Below are 22,542 nucleotides of genomic sequence, written 5' to 3'. Positions count from 1 at the left end.
TTAGAGATCTGATTTTTTAGCGCAAAGAAATCCATTCATCCCGATGGATGGCCTCTAAGCGATGCAATCCATTGAGCGTCTCCAACACCCGGGGTCCCGGCAAGCCGCAGACCCGCTGCAAATCTTCCATGTCGTAATTGACGACGCCGCGTCCGACGATATCGCCGTGCGGTCCGCGCACTTCCACGACATCCCCTGCATGAAACTGTCCTTCCACCGACGTAATGCCGACAGGCAGCAGGCTCCGGCCGTTTTCCGTCAAAGCACGCTGCGCTCCGGCATCCACAATCAAGGCGCCGAACGGACGGGAGAGATAACCCAGCCACTGTTTTTTGACCGACATGGAAGATAGTGTGGTGGTAAAATGGGTGCCTTTTCCTCCGCCTTCGGCAGCTGCTTGAAGATCGCCGGCTTCCTTGGCTCGTCCGACGAATACCGGTACGCCGCCGCGGGTAGCAATCCTTGCCGCGTCCAGCTTCGAGCGCATGCCGCCCGTGCCGACGCTGCTGCCTGCGCCGCCGGCCATCCGATAGATGTCGTCGTCGATTTCGTCGATTACGGTATATTTGACGGCTTGCGGATCTTGACGGGGATCGGCGCTGTAGAGTCCGTCCATATCGGTCAGGATCACCAAGCGATCGGCTTTGACCAGATTGGCGACGAGAGCCGACAACGTATCGTTATCCCCGAATTTCAACTCATCGACGGAGACCGTATCATTTTCATTGAAAATCGGCAATATACCGCGCTCCAGCAATTCTTCGATCGTCATGACGGCACTGCCGATCCGCTTGCGGCTATGAAAGTCGGTTCGCGTCAGCAGGATTTGCGCCGCCACGTGACCGTACTCGGCCAACGCTTCCTGATAAGCACGCATGAGCAGCGCTTGTCCGACTGCGGCCGAAGCTTGCTTTTCGTGCAGCTTCTTCGGTCTTTGCGCATAGCCGATCGCGCTGAAGCCCGCGGCTACGGCACCCGAGGTCACGAGCAGCGGTTGGCAGCCTTGTTTGTACAGCTCGGCAAGCTCGCGCGCGAAATAGGCGATCGCGTCGTGGTTCAATCCGCCTTGGCTGCCCGTAAGCGAGCTGCTGCCTATTTTGACTACGATGCGTTTTAACATGAAATCTCCTTCTTTCTGTGTGCGCAAAATAAAAAGGCTCTCGTCCACGGCACGGCTATAAGCTATGCGAAGGACGAAAGCCGAATAAGCGCTCCCGCGGTACCACCTTGATTGACGACCTGGGTCGCCCTACTCAACCCCGCTAACGGAGGGGAACCGTCCAAATTTAACATCCGGACCGCTCGGGGATAGGTTTGGGAAAGGGCCTGACCGTAAATTCTCGCAGCCGGTGATCGACATGCAGGCATCGGAATGCCGACTGATATCAATCACACCGGAATCTACTCTCTGGAAGGCGGACGCTTTCTTACTGGTCCCGTCATTGCAGTGTAACCTTTGGTTTTTCCTAGAATAGCACGGAGAGAGCCGTTTGTAAAAGCCGGAATTTTACGCAGTCACCGATTCGTCGCGGCGCCGTAGTCCAGAATTACTCTTCGTTCCGTGAAATCACGAACGCGATAACCCGGTCATCGTGCCGCGCAGCGTATCGATAAAGGCTTCGGCCGCTTTCGATAGCGAACGTCCTTTGCGGTAAGCAATGACCAGCGTGCGATAAGGCACCGGATCGGTTAGCGGGAGATAGACCGGCAGCAGTTCGCTTCGTTTGGATCTCGCCACGAAACGGGGCACGAGCGTCACGCCCATTCCGGCGGCGACCAGCGATTGGAGCGTCTCCATATTGCTGCTTTCGAATACGACTTGCGGTTCATAGCCTGCCTGACGGCAAAGATCAAGCACCGTTTTCCGAAACCCTTGCCCCTGCTTCAGAATAATGAACGGTTCGTGCTCCAGTTCCTTCATATCGACACCTGCCAGCGGATAGGACCCGGAGCGCAAAGCCAGACGATGCCCCGGCGGAACGGCGAGGTCGATCGGTTCGTCGGCAATCGGCTCGTAATCGAGCGTCGGTTCGGTCAACGGAAGAGAAAGCAGGCTGATGTCCGTTTTGCCGTTCGCCGTCAACCGCTCCAGATTATGCGACGTGTCTTCCAACAGCGTGACATCGATGCCGGGATAGCCCGCGCGGAACGCCGGAAGCACATGGGGCAGCAAGTGGGAGCCGGTGATCGGCATGCTGCCCACCGTAATCCGTCCTTTGCGCAGCTGCGAAATGTCTTCCATCTCCACGCACAAAATGTCCATTTCGTCCACGATCCGCTGGGCCCGCTTCATAAACTCCCGTCCCGCGTGCGTCAGCTCGACCGTGCTCGTATTGCGCTGGAACAGCAAAACGCCGAGTTCTTTTTCCAACTTGGACAGCTGCTGGCTCAGCGAAGGCTGGGCAATATGAAGTTTCTCTGCCGCGCGGGAAAAATTGCGTTCGGCCGCAATCATCAACGCATATTGAAGTTGTCTCAATTCCATATTCATCGTGCTCCTTAGATTCTTCTGACGTTTTGATGCCGTTTAAGCTATCGAAAAAGCCTCGTAGGCGGGGGAAGCGAGAAGACTGCGAGAAAAATTCGTTCAATCCGCTGTCTCACTCGAAAAATGGATTAGGTTTAAATAAGGAATTTTCCGAGTTCAAAGGCGTCAACATAGTTTTAAATGTTACCGCAGGTTTTCTTCGAAATCCTGTATTTCACTGAATTTCTCTCTCCGTCTTCTCGCTTCCAGCTACGTTCGGCTTTTTTGACATGTTTAACGACATTGGACCGTCCTCACTTTTCTTATTGTAATAAGCGCTTAAGTCGTTCGTCTATAGGTATAACCTATTAGGATTATAGTTATTATATCTTGGAACAATGAGACACCGCCATGTTATATTTAACCCAATAACAAAACCGGCACGGAAAAATGAGCAGTCGGTTCGAATCCAGCAGCGGGGTGAGATCAATGAGTAAAAAAACGATGTACGAGAAAATTTGGGATAATCACGTGATTCATCAAGAAGAAGGCAAGCCGGCCATCATTTATATCGACTTGCACCTGGTGCACGAAGTGACGTCGCCGCAGGCGTTCGAAGGTCTGCGCCTGAGCAATCGCCAGGTTCGCCGTCCGGACCGTACGTTCGCTACCATGGACCACAACGTACCGACTACGGATCGTTTTAACATCAAAGACCCGATTTCCAAGCAGCAGATCGATACGCTTAGCCAAAACTGCAAAGACTTCGGCGTCAAGCTGTTTGACCTCGATACGATCGATCAAGGCGTCGTTCACGTCATGGGACCGGAGCTGGGACTGACGCATCCGGGCAAAACGATTGTTTGCGGCGATAGCCATACGTCCACGCACGGCGCATTCGGCGCGTTGTCGTTCGGGATCGGCACGAGCGAAGTGGAGCACGTTCTGGCCACTCAATGCTTGCAGCAAGGAAAGTCGAAGACGATGGAAGTTCGTTTCATCGGCAAGCGTAAACCGGGCGTAACGGCGAAAGACATGATCTTGGGCGTTATCGCGAAATACGGCACGGACTTCGCTACAGGATATGTTCTGGAGTACACGGGCGAATCGATCCGCGATCTGACCATGGAAGAGCGTATGACGGTTTGCAACATGTCGATCGAAGGCGGAGCGAGAGCAGGTCTGATCGCGCCGGACGAGACGACATTCAACTATATCCAAGGCCGCGAATACGCGCCGCAAGGCGAAGCGTTCGAGGCGGCCGTCGCGGATTGGAAAAATCTCGTAACGGACGAAGGCGCGACTTATGACCGCGTTGTCGACTTCGACGTCGATTCCCTGATCCCTCAAGTTACCTGGGGAACGAGCCCGGGCATGGGTACGGATATCGACTCGGTCGTCCCTAATCCGGCTGATTTCGCAACGGAGAACGAACGTCGTGCTGCAGAGAAAGCTTTGGAGTATATGGATCTGGCTCCGGGCACGAAAATGTCCGACATTCCGGTGGACTATGTATTTATCGGTTCCTGCACGAATGGACGGATCGAGGATCTGCGCGCCGCCGCCGAAATCGCGAAAGGTTACCAAGTATCGCAGAACGTTACCGCGATCGTCGTTCCGGGTTCGGGACGCGTCAAGCTGCAAGCGGAGAAGGAAGGACTGGACGTCGTCTTCCGCGAAGCGGGCTTCGAATGGCGCGAAGCGGGATGCAGCATGTGCCTGGCGATGAATCCCGACGTGCTTCAACCGGGACAGCGCTGCGCATCGACATCGAACCGCAACTTCGAAGGCCGTCAAGGCCGCGGAGGACGTACGCATCTGGTGTCGCCGGCAATGGCCGCGGCTGCCGCGATCGAAGGCCGTTTCACGGACGTACGCGACTGGCAGTTCAAGACCGAAGTCGTTAGCTGATCATCGACCAATCTCCGGAAAGAAGGGACTTTACATGGAAGCATTCAAACAATTAAACGGACTCGTTGCCCCGGTAGACCGGGTTAACGTCGATACGGACGCCATCATTCCCAAGCAGTTTCTGAAGCGCATCGAACGGACCGGCTTCGGCCAGTTCCTCTTCTTCGAATGGCGCTTCAACGAAGCAGGCGAAGTGAATCCTTCGTTCGAGATGAACAAGCCGCGTTATACGGGAGCGGAAGTGTTGATCTCCCGCGCCAACTTCGGCTGCGGTTCGTCCCGCGAGCATGCGCCTTGGGCGATTATGGACTACGGATTCCGCTGCGTGATCGCACCGTCTTTCGCCGACATTTTCTACAACAACTGCTTCAAAAACGGCATTCTGCCGATCGTACTGTCCGAAGAACAGGTCCAGGATCTGTTCGCTCGTACAGCCGAGCATGAAGGCTACCGCCTGAATGTGGATCTGGACAATAAAGTGTTGACGGATGACCATGGACTGAGAATCGAATTCGATCTGGATGAGCACCGCCGCCAGTTCCTGCTGCAAGGGCTCGATGACATCGGTCTGACGCTTCAACATGAGGATGAGATTTCCGCATACGAAGCGAAACGCGCTGAACGGGCATACGCTTAAGCGTTCATGGTTTTAAGTTGAATTTCCCAGGCGCCGCCTTCCCGACAGGGAGCGGTGCTTTTTTTGCTTTGCGTTAGTTTTATGGATAACGGAGGGTTGGAACAATGCGGCACTTCGTTTTATAATAAGTGAAGATTTCAACGGGGATTGGATAGAGGAGGAAGTGATGGGTTCGTCGTTATTCGGTAATTTGGAAAAGTTGAAAAAGGATATGAAGAAAAAAAAGCGTTCGGTCGACTCCTTTCTGTTCGAGTACAATAAGCAACGGTATGTAGTGTTGGTCAAGCCTTACGGAAAAGACGACCCGAAGCCTCCTGAAGCGCTGATGCAGCTGGAATTTTTACGAGTGGGCAAGCTGCGGGATCGGTTGACGGTTCCGGCCACCAAGCGGCAGTTCATGCTGGATGCAAGGGCAATGCGAGGGTATTTTGATATTGAGTATGCGGAGAATCTGGGCGAGGTTTTTCGGGAGCTTTATGAGCGCTTTGCAGATTTCATTCCGACGCAAGTCCTTGAAGAAAAATCGGAGATCGAGCAGGAAGTTCTACGCGGATAAGACCGGATAAAAAAATCTGTCAGGTTTTTTTTTCAAACTCTACGTTTTGCATACCGGAGATGCCGATAAAAAGAATGGGAATTTGTTAGGTCCGAAGAATCCGCTTCTCATGGAGCGAGGAAGCGTCGACAGTCCCGGTTGTGATGGGATTGATGACAAAAATGCAATAAATGCCGCAACTTTCGAAAAAAGTCCGCGTCTAAGCTAACGTAAACAACTGTTGGGATGTCAATAGTTCGGAATGGTTCGAAAGGCGTTTGGGAGCAAGCCCGAGTAGGACCCAAGTCCGACGAAAAAAAGCGAAGAATTTAGAGGTGGATGAATGAAAAAGTACGTGTTAACAACAGTCATGGCAGTCCTGATGCTGATGTTCTTGCTCCCGCATACGGGACAAGCGGCTTCGTCCGGAACCAAAATCGTGCTGGATAATCGGGAGCTTGCCAACGCGGACGTGCTCACGGTCAATCAGACCACGATGGTTCCGATCCGGGTCGTTTCCGAAGAACTGGGTTATAAGGTCGAATGGAACCAGTCAGCTCAGCAGGTCACCATCGGCAGCGGTGCAGATACCGTCGTACTCACCATTAACCAGGGCATGGCTTCGGTAAACGGGGCGCTCGTTTCCCTGACCCAGCCGGCCATGGCGCAAAAGCAAACGACTTACGTGCCGCTGCGCTTCGTAAGCGCGCAAATGGGACTTCAAGTCAAATGGGACAACGCGGCGCAAAAGGTCTCCCTGTTCACTTCCGGCAATCCGGCGGGAGGATCGGTCGGAGCCACGACGCCGGGCGCGTCCGATAGCGGAACGCTGACTCCGGTGACGACGCCGGTCGGTAACATGGCGTTGCTTCAAGCCATCAGCTTCAGCGACAATCGCCTGATGATAACCGCGGATAAGAGCGTAACGGTGAAGGACTCCGTGCTCGCCGGCCCGAACCGCATTTTGCTGGAGTTGTCGAATACGGGCTTCGGTCCGGCGATCGGAAGCGGCATGAGCGTAGGCGACGTAGGGACGATCTCGGCGGACAATGCGGATAACGTTTCGCAGATTCGTTATTTCATTCCCAAGAGCAACCCGAACACCGTCCAAGTCGTGATCGACCTGAAAAGCGCCAATACGTATAAACTTTCCAAAGAAGGAACTTCCGTATTCGTGGCATTGGACAAAGTGACGGCGCCGAACACGAACGTGGGCGGCAACGGCAAGAAAGTCATCGTCATCGATGCGGGACACGGCGCTCATGACCCCGGAGCGGTCGGCAACAGCATTCGGGAAAAAGACATCAATCTGGGCATCGCGCTCAAGGTCGAAGCTATTTTGAAAAAGAACGCCAACGTCGATATCGTCATGACTCGCAGCGACGATACATTCCTGGAGTTGAAAGAGCGGGTACGCGTAGCGAAGAACGTCAACGCGGACGTGTTCATCTCCATTCACAACAACAGCGGTTCGTCGGCCGCCACGGGAACGGAAACGTATTATCAACGCGAAAGCAGCAAATCCCTGGCAACGACCCTGCACAAGTATATTCTTCAAGCTACGGGCTTCAAGGATCGCAAGGTTCAATACGGCAACTTCCATGTCATTCGCGAAACGAACATGCCGGCAGCGCTGCTGGAAATCGGCTTCGTGAGCCATGCAGGAGACGCGGCGCAGCTGAAAAACGAAGCTTTCCAACAAAAAGTAGCCGAAGCGATCGCCAAAGGATTGCTCGAGTATCTGGGACTGTAGACGGATCGACGCTTAGAAACCGAAAAGTTACGATTATTTCATACATTCGCCGCCGGCAGGAATAAGAGCGCCGGCGGCGAATGTTTTGTTTAAAGCTTAATCGCTTGGAAGAAAGGAAAGGGGATAAAAGACATGCGGCAGTTTAAATACACTAACGGAACATTCAAAATGAAAAAGGTGGTTCCGGCCGTTTTGGCCGTGATGATGGGAGCGAGCGGGGGTTCGTTCGCATTGGCGGCCGAAACGACGGCGCCGGCCGCGGCAGCGACAACGGCCGCAGCAGGTTTTAGCGACGTGAAATCCGGCTACTGGGCGGAAAAGCATATCTACAAGTTGGCGGCACAGGGGATCGTTCTCGGGCAAAACGGCCAGTTCAAGCCAGCCGATAACATTACGCGCCAAGAAGGGATTACGATGGCGATTCGTTTTGCCGGAGCAGAAGGCGAGCTGGGAACCGTCGAAGCAGCCGTGCTGCCTGAAGGACTGACGGTGAGCAACTACTTCAAGCCTTACGTGGATCTTGCTTTGGACAAAGGTCTGATCAAGTCCGCGGAAGAAAAAGATATCGACGGCAAAGCCTGGGGCTCCCAAGCCGCCAGCCGAGAATGGGTAACCAAAATTCTCGTGCGCGCGATCGGCAAAGAGTCCGAAGCGTTGGCTTCGACCGAAGCTACGGCATTTGCGGACAACGGGGATATTGCCAAAGAAAGCGTGGGCTATGTCAGCACGGCCGTTAAGCTCGGCATCGCTCAAGGCGTGGAGAACAATAAGTTCAATCCGGCCGGTTCGGTGACCCGCGCTCAGATGGCGACATTCTTCAGCCGTGCGGAAAGTTACATCACGCCTACATATGCGGGAATGACGACAGGGATCGTAACCGGGTTAACGGCCAACTCCCTGACGCTTTATGCCAACGGAACGACAGCGACGTACGCGCTCGGCGCAGGCACGGCTTATTTTACTGCCGACTCCGACGCGAAGGTACCTGCCTCGTCCGTGCAGCTGTATACCAAAATCATGGCCGCAGGCACAGGCGGACAAGCCGCTTACGTGGAAATCGTCGACGGGAAAGCCCAGGTCGAGACGATCACGGGCGAGTTTGACCGGGTAACGGGCACCAATACGTTGTTCCTGAGAACGGAGAGCGATTACCCGAAATACGAATATGGTGCGGAGACCGTTTTCCTCGACCAAAACGGCAATAAAATCGATCCGAAAAGCATCAGCGCAGGCAGCCGCATTTCTATTCTGCGCGAAACTTATTCCGGCGCAGGCAAAATTCTCACCGTCCAAGTGACTTCCGGCAATGTGAGCAAAAAGGATACGGGTACAATCACCGCTATCGATACCGCTTCCGGCATGGTAACTTTTAACGCTTCGACAGGGATCTCGGAACAGTATAAGCTGGATTCCGCAACGATTATTCGCTATCAAAATGAAATTTTGAACGCGGCCGATCTTAAAGCAGGCAGTAAAGTCGGGTATACGATCGAAAACAACGTGATTCGTACGATCGAAGTCACGGAAAGCGTGGAGCGTACGGTGACGGCGTCGTTGTATCAAAAATCGGCTGACGGGTCGACTTTGACCTACAAAACCGATACGGGAGCATTGGAAGTCAAATTGGTTGCGGATAAAGCGACGGTGATGATTGACGGAAAAACAGCTTCGCTTGCGGACCTCATCGCCGACAAGGCTCAGGGAGATCGCGTAGCGTTAACCTTGAACGGCGCCGGCGAAGTTACGCAAATCGTCGTGCAGGATCGTGAAGCCACTCAACTTACGGCGGCGACCGTCAGCTCTTACGATTCTGCAACGGGAGTATTGGCAGTCATTGATTCCGCCGGGAAGCCTTATGCTTTTACGCTCGATGCCGCAACCAAACTGACTTATAACTCGTCTACGCCTACGCTCAAAGGAATTGAGCCGTTGTTGATCAAAGGACGCGGTTTGAACTTGACAGCCGTGAACAGCCGATTATTATCGATGGAGATTGTATATAAATACGAGGGGACAGTTGAACAGGTTAATGCGTCAGCCATGTCGCTTACGTTAAAACTTGACGACGGTACAACGGTTAAACTTCCTTACGGTGCAGTGGGTACTGTCGTCCAGGTGTACGGAGTTAATTATGCGACCATGTCGAACATCAAAACGGGCGATCGAGTCGTGGCTTCCCTTTACGCCGATCGAATCGTATTGCAATCCGTGGCTGTTCAGACTACCAAGCAATTCCGTGTCGCTTCGACGACCCCGGGAAGCAGTCGTTTAAATGTCGAACAAGGCGGCATTGCAACAAGTCTGTATGCAGACGACAAACTGATTCAGAATACGCAAGGTACGCAGATCGGTTATGCGGGCTTGAACCCGGGGAGTCTGGTTGACGTCACTTTCAACGGATCGGAAGTGGCGAAAGTAAAGGTGTCGGATACCGTTATCGGTTCGGTACAAAACGTGGATACGGCCTCCCGTACCGTGACGCTGCAGACCTCTGCGGGAGCGACCCGGACTTATTCGGCCGCGGCAGGACCTTTGAATGTCGTTCAAAACGGAACGCTTATATCGGCTCTGGGGGCGCTCGCGTCCGGCCAGCACGTACAGGCAATCGTTCAACCGGACGGCAGCACGTCGTTCGCGATCTTCCAAGCCGTCAGCAAAAGTTTCTGGAAATACGATGCCTTGACGCAGACGGTGTTCGTGAAGATTACACCCGGATCATCAGAAGCAAATACCTTCAAATTGGCTCCGGATGCCTGGATTCACCAGGGAACGACGAATATCAGCGTGCAATCGCTCGCCGGAGATGATAAAATCGTATTGTATCTGAATAACAACGTCGTGTACGAGCTCGTGAAGCAATAGATTTCCGTCCGGCTGCCGCCGGGTACGGTCAGGCCGGCTCGGTGCGAACCTTATCGTTCGCACCGGCCGGTTTGTCTTTGAGATCGGGTTTCTGCGGTCAAGTTTCGTGCATCGCGACGCGGGAGAAGGATTGAGCCATGACAAACGCGAAGGTCAGACATATTCTGGACACGATTGCTGGCATGTATCCGGACGCCCGTTGCGAGCTGGATTACGGCAACGCGTTTGAATTGACGATCGCGGTACTGTTGTCAGCTCAGTGTACGGATGTTACGGTTAACAAAGTGACAAAAGACCTGTTCCGGAAATATCATGCGCCGGCCGATTACATCGCCGTGCCGCGCGAAGAGCTGGAGCAGGATATTCGTCGGATCGGACTGTATCGGAACAAAGCCAAGCATATTCAAAATCTTTGCCATTTGTTGATCGAGCAGTATGGAGGCGAGGTTCCGAGCGTCCACGACGAGCTGGTCAAACTTCCCGGCGTGGGGCGGAAAACAGCCAACGTCGTCGTATCGAACGCTTTCGATATGCCGGCCATTGCGGTGGATACCCACGTCGAGCGCGTATCGAAGCGGCTCGGCCTTGCGGCGGAAGACGATTCCGTGCTTGAAGTCGAGAAGAAGTTGATGAAAAAGGTGCCTAGAGAGGAATGGACCCTTACGCATCATCGTCTTATTTTCTTCGGTCGCTATCATTGCAAGGCGCAATCGCCGAACTGCCAGGTTTGTCCGCTGCTTGATGTATGCAAAGAAGGCAAAAGACGCATGAAAACATCAACGGTACGCAGAACGCGAAAATCGGTTTAAGAACCAAAACTACACAAAAAGAGGATGGACAGGATGGAAAACATGATGGAAAACATGAAATGCGTGACGGTATATACCAATGAGTTCGAGAAATTTTCGGATATCTTCGAGCAAATACTCGTCAGCGATATTCCGGAGAACGAAGACACGGAAATCGAAGGCGTAACGGTCGGACTCGTGACCGAGATTCCGGAAGAATACATCGAACAGATGCGGGTAAAGCCGGAAGTCGTGGTTATGCGCGACAAAAAACGCAACATCACGATTTTGCAGCACGGAAAAATTTTCGAAATTTTCATCCCGTCCGTTTAAGTTTCGCTTGCGAACGTTGAAACGGCGCTGAACCTGGAGGAGCATATGGTGGACATGACAATGAATTCCAGGGATCTGCACAAGAAATTAGAGCGGCTGCGTGCCGCTCTAATTTCATATGAAGATCCTGAAATAGCAGCCAAGATCGGCCAGCTTGAACACAAATGGAATCAAAAAGAGCTGACGCTTGCTTTTCTCGGACATTTCTCGGCCGGAAAATCAAGTCTGATCAATGCCTTATGCGGAGGACCTTTACTGCCGTCCGGTCCGCTTCCGACGACGGCAAATGCAGCGATTATCCGAAGCGGAGAACGTCGTGCGGAGATCACCTTGCATCCGACTGCGGAAACAGCCGATAGGCCGGGAATCGATTCGGACCTGCCCGGGGAACCGAAGAAGCTTGTATTGGCGCCCGAAGAGATGGAAGAAGCGTTAGCCCTTTACTGCAAAGACGGGGAAGCTTATGCCACGGTTGAAATTTGGGGAGATATTCCGCTGCTGCACCACGGCGGAGCTTTTCTGGATACGCCGGGCGTCGATTCTACCGATGCGGCCCATGCTTCCGCAACCGATGCCGCGCTGCATTTGGCGGATGTCGTATTCTATGTGATGGATTATAACCATGTTCAATCGGAAACCAATTTGGCGTTTGCCAAAAGTCTGTCCGATCTGGGCAAGCCGCTCGTTTTGATCGTGAACCAAGTCGATAAGCATCGGGAAGGAGAGCTGCCGTTTACGCATTACCAGGAAACGGTTGAGCGTACCTTTGCAGACTGGCAGATTAACGCTGCCGGAATCCTATACTTGTCGGTTAAGCACCCCGATCATCCATTGAGCGATTGGCAGCGTCTTGTAACGCTAATCGAGCGCCTGCTCGAAGAACGGGAGGAACTGCTGGGGCGCGGCATTCGTTTGGCTGCCCGTGATTTGATCGAACGGCATCTGACTCGCGAACGGGATATTAGGCCGGAAGAAGCAGCTTCGCTGACCGAGGAGGAAGCAGAAAACGAAGGTATCGCGGAAGCGAATTTGCAAGCGCTTCAGTCGGTACGAAGCGAACTGCTTGATGCGGGAACCGTGCTTCGCGACCGGCTGATGGCGGATATCGGGCGAATTCTCGATAATGCGCCAATCATGCCCGCTTCGCTGCGTGATCTTGTCCAGTCGTATCTGGAATCCGCAGCGCCCGGTTTCCGGGCCGGCGGACTTTTCGGTTCGAAAAAACGGACGGAAAAAGAACGGGAAGATCGGCTTCAGACCGCAGCGTCCGATTTCTCGGAACGCGTGGAAGCAGGCCTCGATGTTCACGTCCGGGAACGTCTGCGGGCGTTCGGGCGCGAGATCGGCGTCTGGGATGCCGATCGGGAGGCGCAGCTCGAGCAGGCGCTGCCGCGCGTCGAGGACGGCTGGATAACCGGGCTTCTCAAGTCCGATGCCCGGTTGTCGCCCGAATACGTGATGAACTTTACCGGTGATTTGCGTGCCGATGCGCTCGGTCGATTCCGCAGGGCGTCGTTGGAGTTTGCCGATCGCCTCTTGGACAGCCGCGGACCGCAGGACGCGGAAAAGTTGGCGTTACTCGAACGGGAGATCGCGGAAGCTTCCTTATTCGCGGATAAAGCACGCCGCCGCCGGGAAGTGCGTGAAGCGCTTGATGTTCGCGAAGCGGAGCTGATCGGTATGATCGGCGCCATCGATGAACGTTCGCCCGCTCGGCTGGCTGCGTTGGACGAACTGCTTGGCGCCAAGCGGCATTCGAAGCGCCGGAGCACCGAAGCGACGACCGCAGACGATTCCTTTTTCGCGATGATCGGCTCGGCGGCCGGGGAAGCGGAAGCTGCAGACGATTCAGGCGACGAGGAAGTGTTTTCTTCCGTTTTTGGGACCGAAGGCGGGGAAGAATCCGCCGCTTCGGGACGACTCGGCATTTTGCAAGCGTCGGCCGAGCGTTTGAACGAGGCCGCAGAATTGCTTGAACCGCTGCCGGCATTCGGTTCCGCTTTGCGTGCCATGCGCGAACGGGAAGCGTCGCTGAGGGAAGGGCGTTTCACTCTGGCATTGTTCGGCGCTTTCAGCGCCGGAAAATCTTCTTTCGCGAACGCGCTGCTCGGGGATTCTTATTTGCCGGTGTCGCCGCATCCGACGACCGCGGCCATCAGCCGCATTATGGCACCTGAACGCGCCGAGGATCACGGCAGGGCGCTCATCGTCATGAAGACCGCCGAGGAAGTGGCCGGAGACCTGGCGGACGCGTGCGAATTGTTGGGACTTCGAGATCCCGCGCTTGGCCGTTGGCGCGCCGAGGTCCGGGCGTTGACGCCTGATCGTATCCATCCGTCCGGACGCGCGCATTACAGCTTCCTGCGTGCCGCAGATGCGGGATACGATCTTGCCGAGCCTTTGCTCGGGACCGAACTGCTTACGGAATCCGCGGAATTCCGCCGATATGCCGCCGATGAAAGCCGGGCCTGCTTCGTCAAACGGATCGACGTATACATCGATTCGGAGTGGACCCGCCAAGGCATCGTCCTGGTGGACACCCCCGGAGCGGATTCGGTGCATGCCCGTCATACGGGAGTTACGTTCGACTACATGAAAAATGCCGACGCGCTCGTATTCGTGACGTATTACAACCATGCGTTTTCGCGCGCCGATCGTCAGTTTCTGGCCCAGCTCGGCCGGGTCAAAGGCAGCGATAGCGTCGACAAGACGTTTTTCATCGTCAATGCCGCCGATCTTGCCGATTCCGAAGAAGAATGCGCGGGAGTAACCGCGCACTTGGAAGAGCGGCTGCGCGCGGAGGGCATTTTAAAACCGAGGATTTACCCGGTGTCCAGTTTGAACGCGCTTGATCGCAAAAAGTCCGCGCCGCGAAAAAACAACGCCGCGCAAGATCGTTCCGTTGAATTCCCAGATGTCGAAGGGATCGATCGATTCATGGATTTCGAACGGGAACTGATGCATTTCGCCGCCGAAGAATTGGCGGGACTCGCCGCGGCCGCCGCCGACCGCGAGATCGAAGCGGCACGCGAACGGATCGCCGGCTGGATCGAAGAAGCAACGCAAGGCGAGCAAGAGAAGCAAGCCCGGGCGGAGCGGCTCGAGCTTTCGCTTGCCGAAGCGAAAACGATCATCGGCACGGGCGGAGCGGCCGATAAGCTTCCCGAGCTGTCGCGCGAGATCCGGGAGCTGCTGTTCCATGTTCGGCAGCGGATCGAGTTCCGTTTCAACGCTTGGTTCGCCGAAAGCTTCAACCCGGCCATCCTTCATTCGGGAAGCGGCGATCTCAAAGCGGCTTTCCTGGCTTGCGGCCGGGAGTTGTCGCGCATGGTGGCGCGCGAAGCGGAAAACGAACTGCTCGCCACCGGCCTTCGGGTCGAGCGGGCAGGCCAACGCATGCTGAAAGAAGGAGCGAAGGACGTCTTGGAAAGGCTGTCCGCGTTGGGAGCTCCGTTCGACCTGCCGGAGCAAGGAGACGGCGGAGAATGGCAAACGCCGGAAATTTCCGAAGTGAAGCTCGGCGGAGCATTAAACTGGGGAGCGCTCTGGCCTTTGTTCAAAAATCCCAAAGCTTTCTTCGAACAGCGCGGACGCGATGTCGTTCGCGAAGCCGCTTTGGCGACTTTCCGCGAAACCATGCAGCAGATCACCGAAGCCAGATTGCCCGAATTCGAATCCTTCTACGGCAGGCAGTTGGCCGAAAAGCAGAAGGAGCTCGCGCAGGCCGTTCTGCGGCAGGCGGAAGAAGCGGCCGAAGGACTTAGATTATCGTTGTCGGGTAAATCCGATACCGATTCCTGGAAACGGATCGAAGATCGTCTTGAAAAAATACTGGAATCGGAAACTGCGGCAAGCGTATAAGACGTTCGAAAGTCCCGGCTTTAAGCAAGGTAGTTTCCAAATAAATATTTAGCAGGCAATGTCATACATTTTATGTCACTTGCCTGCCTTTTTTTGTATCCGAATAAGGTTTCGAGTCTCAAGTTGCTGGGTAACTCATAAGATAAAAGACTCATTGTCGTTAGTCATATGGATGCAGTTGGCACGATCGGGTCCCTAAGTTAAGCAGGCGGGAGAGAATATCATGAATGACATCTTGAAAATCCTATCACTAAACGGGGTATATTTAGCGATTGCGTTAATGGGCTCGATTGCGGCATGTATGTTAATTGTTTATGGAGCGGCATGGAAAAGTTCGGAGCTGCGCACGGGGCGGGTCAGACGACGACAAAGCATTGTCATTTTGCTGGCTACGGCCGCTTTCAGCATCGATCATATCATCGCTCCGCTTTCGCTGACGCTTCCGGTCAACAAGCAATACTACGCGATTCATTTTATTTTTACCATCTTAGGCTGTTTGGCGGCCACCGCGTTGGCCATGCGCTACGCGGTTAAGCCTCCGAGCGGTTCGGGCCGTTTCTTTTTGACCGGATTGATCGTATCCTTGACGATCTTGATTTTCGATTACGTTAACGTCGTGATTTTGTTCCGCGATTTCGCGGTATGGAATCCGGATCTTGTGGCCCTGACGGTAGGGCTTACCTTATGCGTGGGCTTCGCCGTGATCCGGCTGCTGGCGTTATCCAACCGGAACCGCGAACTCGGACTGAACTCGCGCTGGACGCTGCCGGGTATCGTATTATGCGGCATCGCGCTGTTCGGAGCCCCTATCTTGAGCGTGTTATCCGTGCTGCCTTTGGATGTGTATAACCAATTGGGCGAAATCGGAGAAAATCGGGCTTTTTTGCTCCCATACCTCATTATGTTGGCGATCGTATGCTGCCTCGTCGCCATCCCGGACGATTTCCTGCGAGTAAGGGAAAAGCTGCAAACGCGAAGAATCCTCGAAAGGCAGCAACATTACATCTCCTTATACGAGCATAACCCCGACGGCGTCTTGGAATTCGATCAACAAGGGGTCGTGATGGGCATGAATGAACAAGCGGAAGCCGTCGCGAAAAAGTTGGGCAAAAAAGTCGTCGGTTCCAAGTTCAGCGATTTGTTTTCGGGCGAGCAGCGGCGGATCGTGGCCGAGCATATGAAAACGGTACTTGGCGGACGACACGGCACGGCCGAGATCGACGTGAGAGGGCCGGACGGCAATATGCAGTCGTACGCGCTGACTTCGCTGCCGATCGTCGTGGAACGGCATGTCGTGGGCGCTTACAGCATGGCCAAAAACATCACCAAACGCAAACGCGATCAGGAAACGATCCGTCACTTGGCTTATCACGACGAACTGACGGGTTTGGCCAATCGGCGTTCCTACGAAAATACGTTGGAGCGGTATGCCCATTACGGCGAAGGAAAACCGGAGCCGTTTACTTTGCTGTTCGTGGATCTGGATCGTTTTAAGCGGGTGAACGACTTCTTCGGCCATGCTTTCGGCGATTTGGTCATCAAGCATGCGGGACGGCTGATTAAGGATAGCATTCCGTCGAGCGCTTTTCTCGCGCGGATGGGCGGAGACGAATTTACGGTCATTTTGCCCGGCGTATGCCGCCGTGCCGAAATAGAAAAATGGGCGGGACAGATCGTCGAACGGTTCAACGAACCGTTCGAAATCGGCAAGCATACGGTCAAATTGTCGGCTTCGGTCGGAATCGCCCGTTATCCGGAAGACAGCTTGTCGAGCGATCTGCTCACGAAATACGCGGACGCCGCCATGTACGTGGCCAAACAGAACGGCAGCTCGCAGTACCGCTTTTACGACGCGGCCAGCGACCGTACGAGCCAGGAAGAGATCTGGCTGGAACAAGAACTCGAATATGCGGTCGACCGCGATCAACTGCGATTGCTTTATCAACCGAAATTCGATATCCGTACCAGTCGCATCATCGGTTACGAAGCGCTTTTGCGTTGGGACCACCCTGTTCACGGTGAAATTTCGCCGCTCCGTTTCATTCCGCTGGCAGAAAAAAGCGGCATGATCGTGCCGATCGAACAATGGGTCCTGCGTACTGCCTGCGCGCAGGCGAAGCGTTGGGAACTTGCCGGCCGGTCGTCGCTGCCGATCGCGGTCAACATTTCCCAGGTTCATCTGATGAAGCCGGATATCTATGAATCGATTCTCCAAACGCTGCAGGAAACGGAATTCGATCCGCATCTGCTGGAATTGGAGATTACGGAAAGCGCGATGATGCATAACGAAGACCATGTCATCGAAATTCTCGACAAGCTTAAAGAAGCCGGCATTTCGGTATCCATGGATGACTTCGGAACAGGGTACAGCTCGCTTAGCTACCTGCACAGCCTCCCGATCAACTGCCTCAAGATCGACCGCTCGTTCATCCGCAAAATCACGACGGATAAAGACAGCAAAGCGATCGCCGAAATGATCATTTCGATGGCCAAGCAGTTGGGCTTGAAAATCATCGCCGAAGGCGTTGAAACCAAAGAGCAAGTCGCGCTGCTGCAAGAGCTTCAATGCTATAACGTGCAAGGATTTTATTACAGCCGTCCGCTTACCCCGGAACAGGTAGACCGCGCGCACGTTTCTTAAACCATCCCGTGGATAGGATCCCCGATTCAGCGAATTATCGAATCGGGGATTTTTGCTGATAAGGTTGAATAAATAAAAATAATATGATGAAAAATTCGAAATAGAAAAACCTAAAGCCGTTGCGAGCGCGTCCGTTCAGCAAACGCGTTATGCCTATTCCGAATACGGAAAAATGGTGTAAAATAAAAAACGCGGCGGTCGTGATCCTAGCGAAAACAGGATCGAAGCAGCCGCAAAGTCTTTTTGGAACATGTATGCAAACTTCGAAGATGCATGTCGTTAAGGTTGCGTATACCCTTAAGCAAAGGAGAATCTTTATGTCCTCGTTCCGATTGAAATCCGGTGATAGGGTCGCATTGATCGCTTGCTCGGACGGCCTGGCGCCTGAAGACCGCGCGCGAATCGAAGCGCTGAGCGGACAATTTCGCAGCTTCGGACTTCAGGTCGAAGAATCGCGCACGTTGATCCGAACCGCAGGGCCTTTCAGCGGTACGCCGCGCGAACGTGCAGATGAATTGAATCGTTTATTCGCCGATCCGCGGATTGCCGCTATTTTCGATATATCCGGCGGAGATGCGGCGAATCAGATTTTGCCGCTGCTTCATTATGAAGCCATTCGGAATTCCGGCAAGCCGTTGTTCGGCCTGAGCGACTTGTCCACGGTATTGAACGCAGTGTCGGCCCGCAGCGGCATTCGGACTTACCATTATCGAACGATGAACCTGATCGGAGCCTACGCAGAACGACAACGCGAAGCTTTTTATCGAACGTTCTTTGAAGGATTGCCGGATTTGTATAATTTCGATTTTGAATTTTTGCAGGGAGAGGATCTGAACGGAGATGTGATCGGCGGAAATTTGCGCTGTCTGCTCAAGCTTGCGGGGACTCCGTATTGGCCGGATGCCACCGGAAAAGTTCTTTTGCTTGAAGCATTGGGCGGCGGAGCCGCAAGAATCTCGTCGCTGCTATCCCAACTCTCCCAGACCGGGGCCTTGGAGCGTTGTTCAGGACTCCTGCTGGGAACGTTCACCGAATTGGAAAGCCGCGGCGAATTCGGAATCGTGCGTGATCTACTGCTTGAATTGACGCAAGGCCGGAGCATTCCCATTGTGAAATCGAGTCAGATCGGACATGGCGAAGACGCGAAGTGCATCGTGCTCGGCTAGGAAGTTTTCAAACAGGCTTAGAAAGGAAGGGGCGCAATGAAGCTTCGTAAGCGGTGGTTCGGACATGCAAAACGATCATCCAAGATGCAGTCCGAAGCAGAACGGGGCATAACGGATCAGCAAGGGCAAAAGGATCCCGCGTATGCGGGCCTTCCTTCCAAACCCGGATTCGACACGGCAATCTTCGCGGGAGGCTGCTTCTGGTGCATGGTTTCGCCGTTCGACGAATTGCCGGGTATCGTCTCGGTCGTATCCGGCTACACCGGCGGACATACCGAAAATCCGACGTACGACGAAGTAGCGAGCGAGACGACCGGACATGCCGAAGCTGTACGAATCGTATTCGAACCGGAGATTTTTCCGTACAAAAGGTTACTGGAGCTGTTCTGGCAGCAGATCGATCCGACGGACGCCGGCGGTCAATTTCAGGATCGCGGCGCTTCCTACCGAACCGCGATTTTCACAAGCAACGATCAACAGCGCAAGGAAGCCGAAGCGTCCAAGCGAGATCTGCAAAAAAGCGGGCGCTTCAAAAGCAAAATCGTCACCGAAATCACCGAAGCCGGTCCGTTTTACCCTGCCGAAGAAGAACATCAAGATTACTATAAACGCAGCTTCGGCCATTACCGTCTTTACCGTCAACATTCGGGTCGCGATACGTTCATTCACGAACACTGGGATACCGACCGCGACCGCGAACGGTTGCGTCAGCAGTTGACCGAAACCGAATATAACGTCATGATCCGCGGCGATATGGAAACGGCTTTCGATAACGCATATTGGAACGAAACGCGCCCGGGTACTTACGTCGACCGCCTAAGCGGCGACCCCTTGTTCGACGCGGCCGACAAATACGACGCCGGCGACGGCTGGCCCGCTTTCTCCAAAACCTCCGGCAGCCGCCTGGTCAAACGCGAAGCTGCTCTCGGCAGCAACACCGTCCGCACCGCGCTAGTCAGCCGCCTAACCGGCATCAAACTCGGATATCTCCTCTACGACGGCCCCGGCGACCAACGTCTCCACTACCGCGTAAACTCCGCTGCCCTCCGTTTCGTCCCGCAAGACGAAATGGAATAGGCATACGCGTTACTATTCTTCGAAATGATCGAAATCCGTATTTGATATTATAGGCGAACTTTAAGCTTGCCACAAAAACGATCCTAGAAGGCATTGCCCTTCCCTGACTACTCCCCCAAACGGTCTTATCTTTTCCCGCAGCCGCCCCGCGCTTCCCCGCCAAATTAAGACCTTCCCCCTCCCTCTTTTAAACGTTATAATATGGAAGAATCTTATAGACGCTGGAGGGATTTGATGAAAAAAGGAAGAATGTTTTATAAAACGTTCATTCCCATCCTTCTGCTGGGCGTCGCCCTGGCAGTAAGCTTTGGAATTTATACGTATTTTCAGACCGTCCGATCAGTCATCGACAGCGTGGCCGAAGAAAAGCAAAATTCCATTACCCAAATCAAAAACAATCTGGAACAAAAAATACGCACAATTGAATACGCTTTCAATACATACAGCACGACAACCTCCTTCGATCAGGTTGTCGATAACCCGATCACCCAACGCGATTTCGTTGCTTACCGGGAAGTGAATTCCCAACTGAACTATATTGCCACGATGGGCTTGGAAGGAGCCGAATATACGTTAATCAGCCTGAAAAGAGACTGGATGATCTCGAACGGAACGCTATCCTATATCGATGCCGCGGAGAAAGAGCGCTTGTATCGGCAATACATCGATAACCAAGAAAAAGGCTTGTTCTGGATCAAAACGGAGAACGGAATCCGATTCGTTAACACGCTGCCCGCTTTTTCCACGAACAAAGACGCGATCGCGCTGTCGGATCTATCGTTGGATACGTTGGGCCGGACGCTTCGAAGCGAAGACGGCGCCAGAGTGTTTATTTTGAACAAACAAGGCGAGTTGATGTACGATACCGACTCGGAGTCGCCGATCAATGAAGCCGAGCGATTGAATTTGACTCGAGTCGCGGGAGAAGGCGAGACCAAAGGCATGATCGACGCAAAATCAAGCCATGAAACGAAAGGCGATTTTATTTATTCGCGTTCCGCTTACAACAATTGGACCTATTTCACCGTGCTTGATCCCAGAGAAATCGCCGGCGCTTTAAAAGCGACCCGATTCGGATTGATCGCCATGGAGCTGGCTTTGATCTTACTGATCGCCGTGGTCGCTTACGTGATCGCTGCCCGTTTTACCAAACCCATCAGCCAGATCACGAGCAGCCTGCCTGACCATGCTTCGCCGCGAGGCAAAAACGAAGTCGATTGGATTTTGTCTTCGATCAATCGGCTGCTGAGCGAAAAGCAAAGCCTCGAAACGCTGATGGAAGCCGAACAGCCGCAGCTTCAGACGCAGTTCGTGCTAAATCTGTTCCGCAGCCGCATCTCGGCAGGGGAGCTGGAGCATCATTTGAAGCGTCTGGGCTACGAAGGAAGCCGGTCCAGACAATACGTCACCATGCTGGTTCAACTCGACAACGTAGGCAAACGAGATACGCCGGATCGGGACGTGCTGCTGCTCGCGGTCAACAAGATTGCCGAGGAGATCATTCCCGCTCGGATACGAATGCTGCCGGTCATTTTGAACGACGACACGCAGGCCACGATCCTGATGTTCGACGATTACGGCGAGCAGGAGATCCGTCGGCAAATGCTGGAATATGCCAAACAGATGGTACGCGCGGTCAAAGATTATCTCAAGCTGTCGGTCAGCGTAGGGATCAGCCGAGCTTATCCGAATCTGCTCAAAAGTCGCGAAGCGTGCGAAATGAGCAAGCAGGCGCTGCATCAGCGGTTGAATTTGGGCAAGGAGTCGATCATTTTTTACGAAGATATCGAATCGGTCGTCTCCGGTCCGGTGCTGCTGCATTATCCGGCGCATTTGGAATCCAAACTGTTCGACGCAATCCGCATAGGCGACGAAGGGCAGGTATCGGCGGCGCTGTATCCGCTGCTGGCCGAATTCATGAAAAAAAGCCGCAATTCGATGAACCTGGAAGTGATGCTCGTGCGGCTGGTCAACAATCTGATCCAACTGGAGCAGCTGCTCGGAATCGAAGTGCTGCTGACCGCCGACAATCATGCGTTGTACCATCGTTTGCTCAGTATCCGAAATCCCGAAGAGGTGGAGCGCATTTTGGTCGAGCAGGTTATTTTCCCGATGGTCCGCAGCATGGAAAAGAAAACGAACGAGCAATTCCGCTGTTTGTCGCAGACGATCGCCGATATCGTGCGCGAAGAGTACGATCGGGAGTTGTCGCTGGAGATGATCGGAGAGCGGCTGCATTACAATCCCAATTATCTCAGCAGTATTTTCAAAAAGGAATTCGGCACGACCTTCAGCGATTACTTGATGGGGTACCGGCTCGACATGGCGAAAAAATGGCTGACCGAGACCGATCAGACCGTAAAAGAAATCGCCGAGCGTCTGCAATACCATAACCCGCAAAACTTTATTCGTTCGTTCCGAAAAAAAGAACAAGTGACGCCAGGCGTATACCGCAAGCTCAGACAAAATATGTGACGCACGAAAAGCCCCGTGCTCCTGTGGTTCCACAGA

At 53.8% G+C, this 22,542-nt stretch carries 14 protein-coding genes; 12 read left to right on the top strand and 2 right to left on the bottom strand.

Translation table 11 applies throughout. From position 1 onward, the window contains the following. Positions 1-16: 16 nt before the first annotated feature. Both proB and HRQ63_RS04665 read right to left on the bottom strand, forming a co-directional pair. A complete protein-coding gene (gene proB, locus HRQ63_RS04670; RefSeq protein ID WP_172239811.1) occupies positions 17-1,120 on the bottom strand; it encodes a glutamate 5-kinase in 1,104 nt (367 codons plus the stop codon). A 447-nt stretch (positions 1,121-1,567) separates the two neighbouring features. Continuing rightward, a complete protein-coding gene (locus HRQ63_RS04665; protein WP_172239808.1) occupies positions 1,568-2,485 on the bottom strand; it encodes a LysR family transcriptional regulator in 918 nt (305 codons plus the stop codon). 471 nt (positions 2,486-2,956) lie between these two features. Here HRQ63_RS04665 and leuC point away from each other — a divergent pair, with 471 nt between their 5' ends. From leuC to HRQ63_RS04605, 12 genes are all read left to right on the top strand, one after another. Next, the gene (gene leuC, locus HRQ63_RS04660; RefSeq protein WP_172239805.1) at positions 2,957-4,378 is read left to right on the top strand and encodes a 3-isopropylmalate dehydratase large subunit; all 1,422 of its coding nucleotides are present in this window, start codon (positions 2,957-2,959) and stop codon (positions 4,376-4,378) included. Between the two features lie 34 nt (positions 4,379-4,412). Then, positions 4,413-5,015, top strand: coding sequence for a 3-isopropylmalate dehydratase small subunit (gene leuD, locus HRQ63_RS04655; protein ID WP_172239802.1), 603 nt, complete (start codon positions 4,413-4,415; stop codon positions 5,013-5,015). Positions 5,016-5,181: 166 nt separating this feature from the next. Further along, the gene (locus tag HRQ63_RS04650) at positions 5,182-5,571 is read left to right on the top strand and encodes a DUF6037 family protein (RefSeq protein ID WP_172239796.1); all 390 of its coding nucleotides are present in this window, start codon (positions 5,182-5,184) and stop codon (positions 5,569-5,571) included. A 322-nt stretch (positions 5,572-5,893) separates the two neighbouring features. Then, on the top strand, positions 5,894-7,303 hold the full coding sequence (locus HRQ63_RS04645) for an N-acetylmuramoyl-L-alanine amidase (protein ID WP_172239789.1): 1,410 nt from the start codon (positions 5,894-5,896) through the stop codon (positions 7,301-7,303). 132 nt (positions 7,304-7,435) lie between these two features. Next, positions 7,436-10,165: an S-layer homology domain-containing protein gene (locus HRQ63_RS04640; protein WP_172239786.1), complete on the top strand. Its 2,730-nt coding sequence runs from the start codon at positions 7,436-7,438 to the stop codon at positions 10,163-10,165. A 137-nt stretch (positions 10,166-10,302) separates the two neighbouring features. Further along, complete coding sequence (nth, locus tag HRQ63_RS04635; RefSeq protein WP_172239783.1) at positions 10,303-10,974, top strand: endonuclease III; 672 nt, start codon at positions 10,303-10,305, stop codon at positions 10,972-10,974. Between the two features lie 54 nt (positions 10,975-11,028). Beyond that, complete coding sequence (locus HRQ63_RS04630) at positions 11,029-11,286, top strand: hypothetical protein (RefSeq protein WP_037293207.1); 258 nt, start codon at positions 11,029-11,031, stop codon at positions 11,284-11,286. Between the two features lie 54 nt (positions 11,287-11,340). Next, positions 11,341-15,147 carry a dynamin family protein gene (locus HRQ63_RS04625; RefSeq protein ID WP_172239780.1) on the top strand — a complete coding sequence of 1,269 codons (3,807 nt, stop codon included), beginning with the start codon at positions 11,341-11,343 and terminating at the stop codon, positions 15,145-15,147. Between the two features lie 223 nt (positions 15,148-15,370). Beyond that, complete coding sequence (locus HRQ63_RS04620) at positions 15,371-17,788, top strand: putative bifunctional diguanylate cyclase/phosphodiesterase (protein WP_172239777.1); 2,418 nt, start codon at positions 15,371-15,373, stop codon at positions 17,786-17,788. Between the two features lie 317 nt (positions 17,789-18,105). Continuing rightward, the gene (locus HRQ63_RS04615; protein WP_172239774.1) at positions 18,106-18,954 is read left to right on the top strand and encodes a S66 peptidase family protein; all 849 of its coding nucleotides are present in this window, start codon (positions 18,106-18,108) and stop codon (positions 18,952-18,954) included. 207 nt (positions 18,955-19,161) lie between these two features. Further along, the gene (msrA, locus tag HRQ63_RS04610; RefSeq protein WP_229714100.1) at positions 19,162-20,031 is read left to right on the top strand and encodes a peptide-methionine (S)-S-oxide reductase MsrA; all 870 of its coding nucleotides are present in this window, start codon (positions 19,162-19,164) and stop codon (positions 20,029-20,031) included. A gap of 234 nt (positions 20,032-20,265) precedes the next feature. Next, entirely contained in the window at positions 20,266-22,506 is a 2,241-nt protein-coding gene (locus HRQ63_RS04605; protein ID WP_172239771.1) for an AraC family transcriptional regulator, read from the top strand. The last annotated feature ends 36 nt before the right edge of the window (positions 22,507-22,542 follow it).

Origin of the sequence: Saccharibacillus endophyticus (assembly GCF_013185185.1) — a bacterium.
In the GTDB taxonomy this organism is placed as follows: domain Bacteria; phylum Bacillota; class Bacilli; order Paenibacillales; family Paenibacillaceae; genus Saccharibacillus; species Saccharibacillus endophyticus.
The sequence above is the reverse complement of the archived record's forward strand: the minus strand, read 5'-3'. Positions and strand labels throughout refer to the sequence as shown.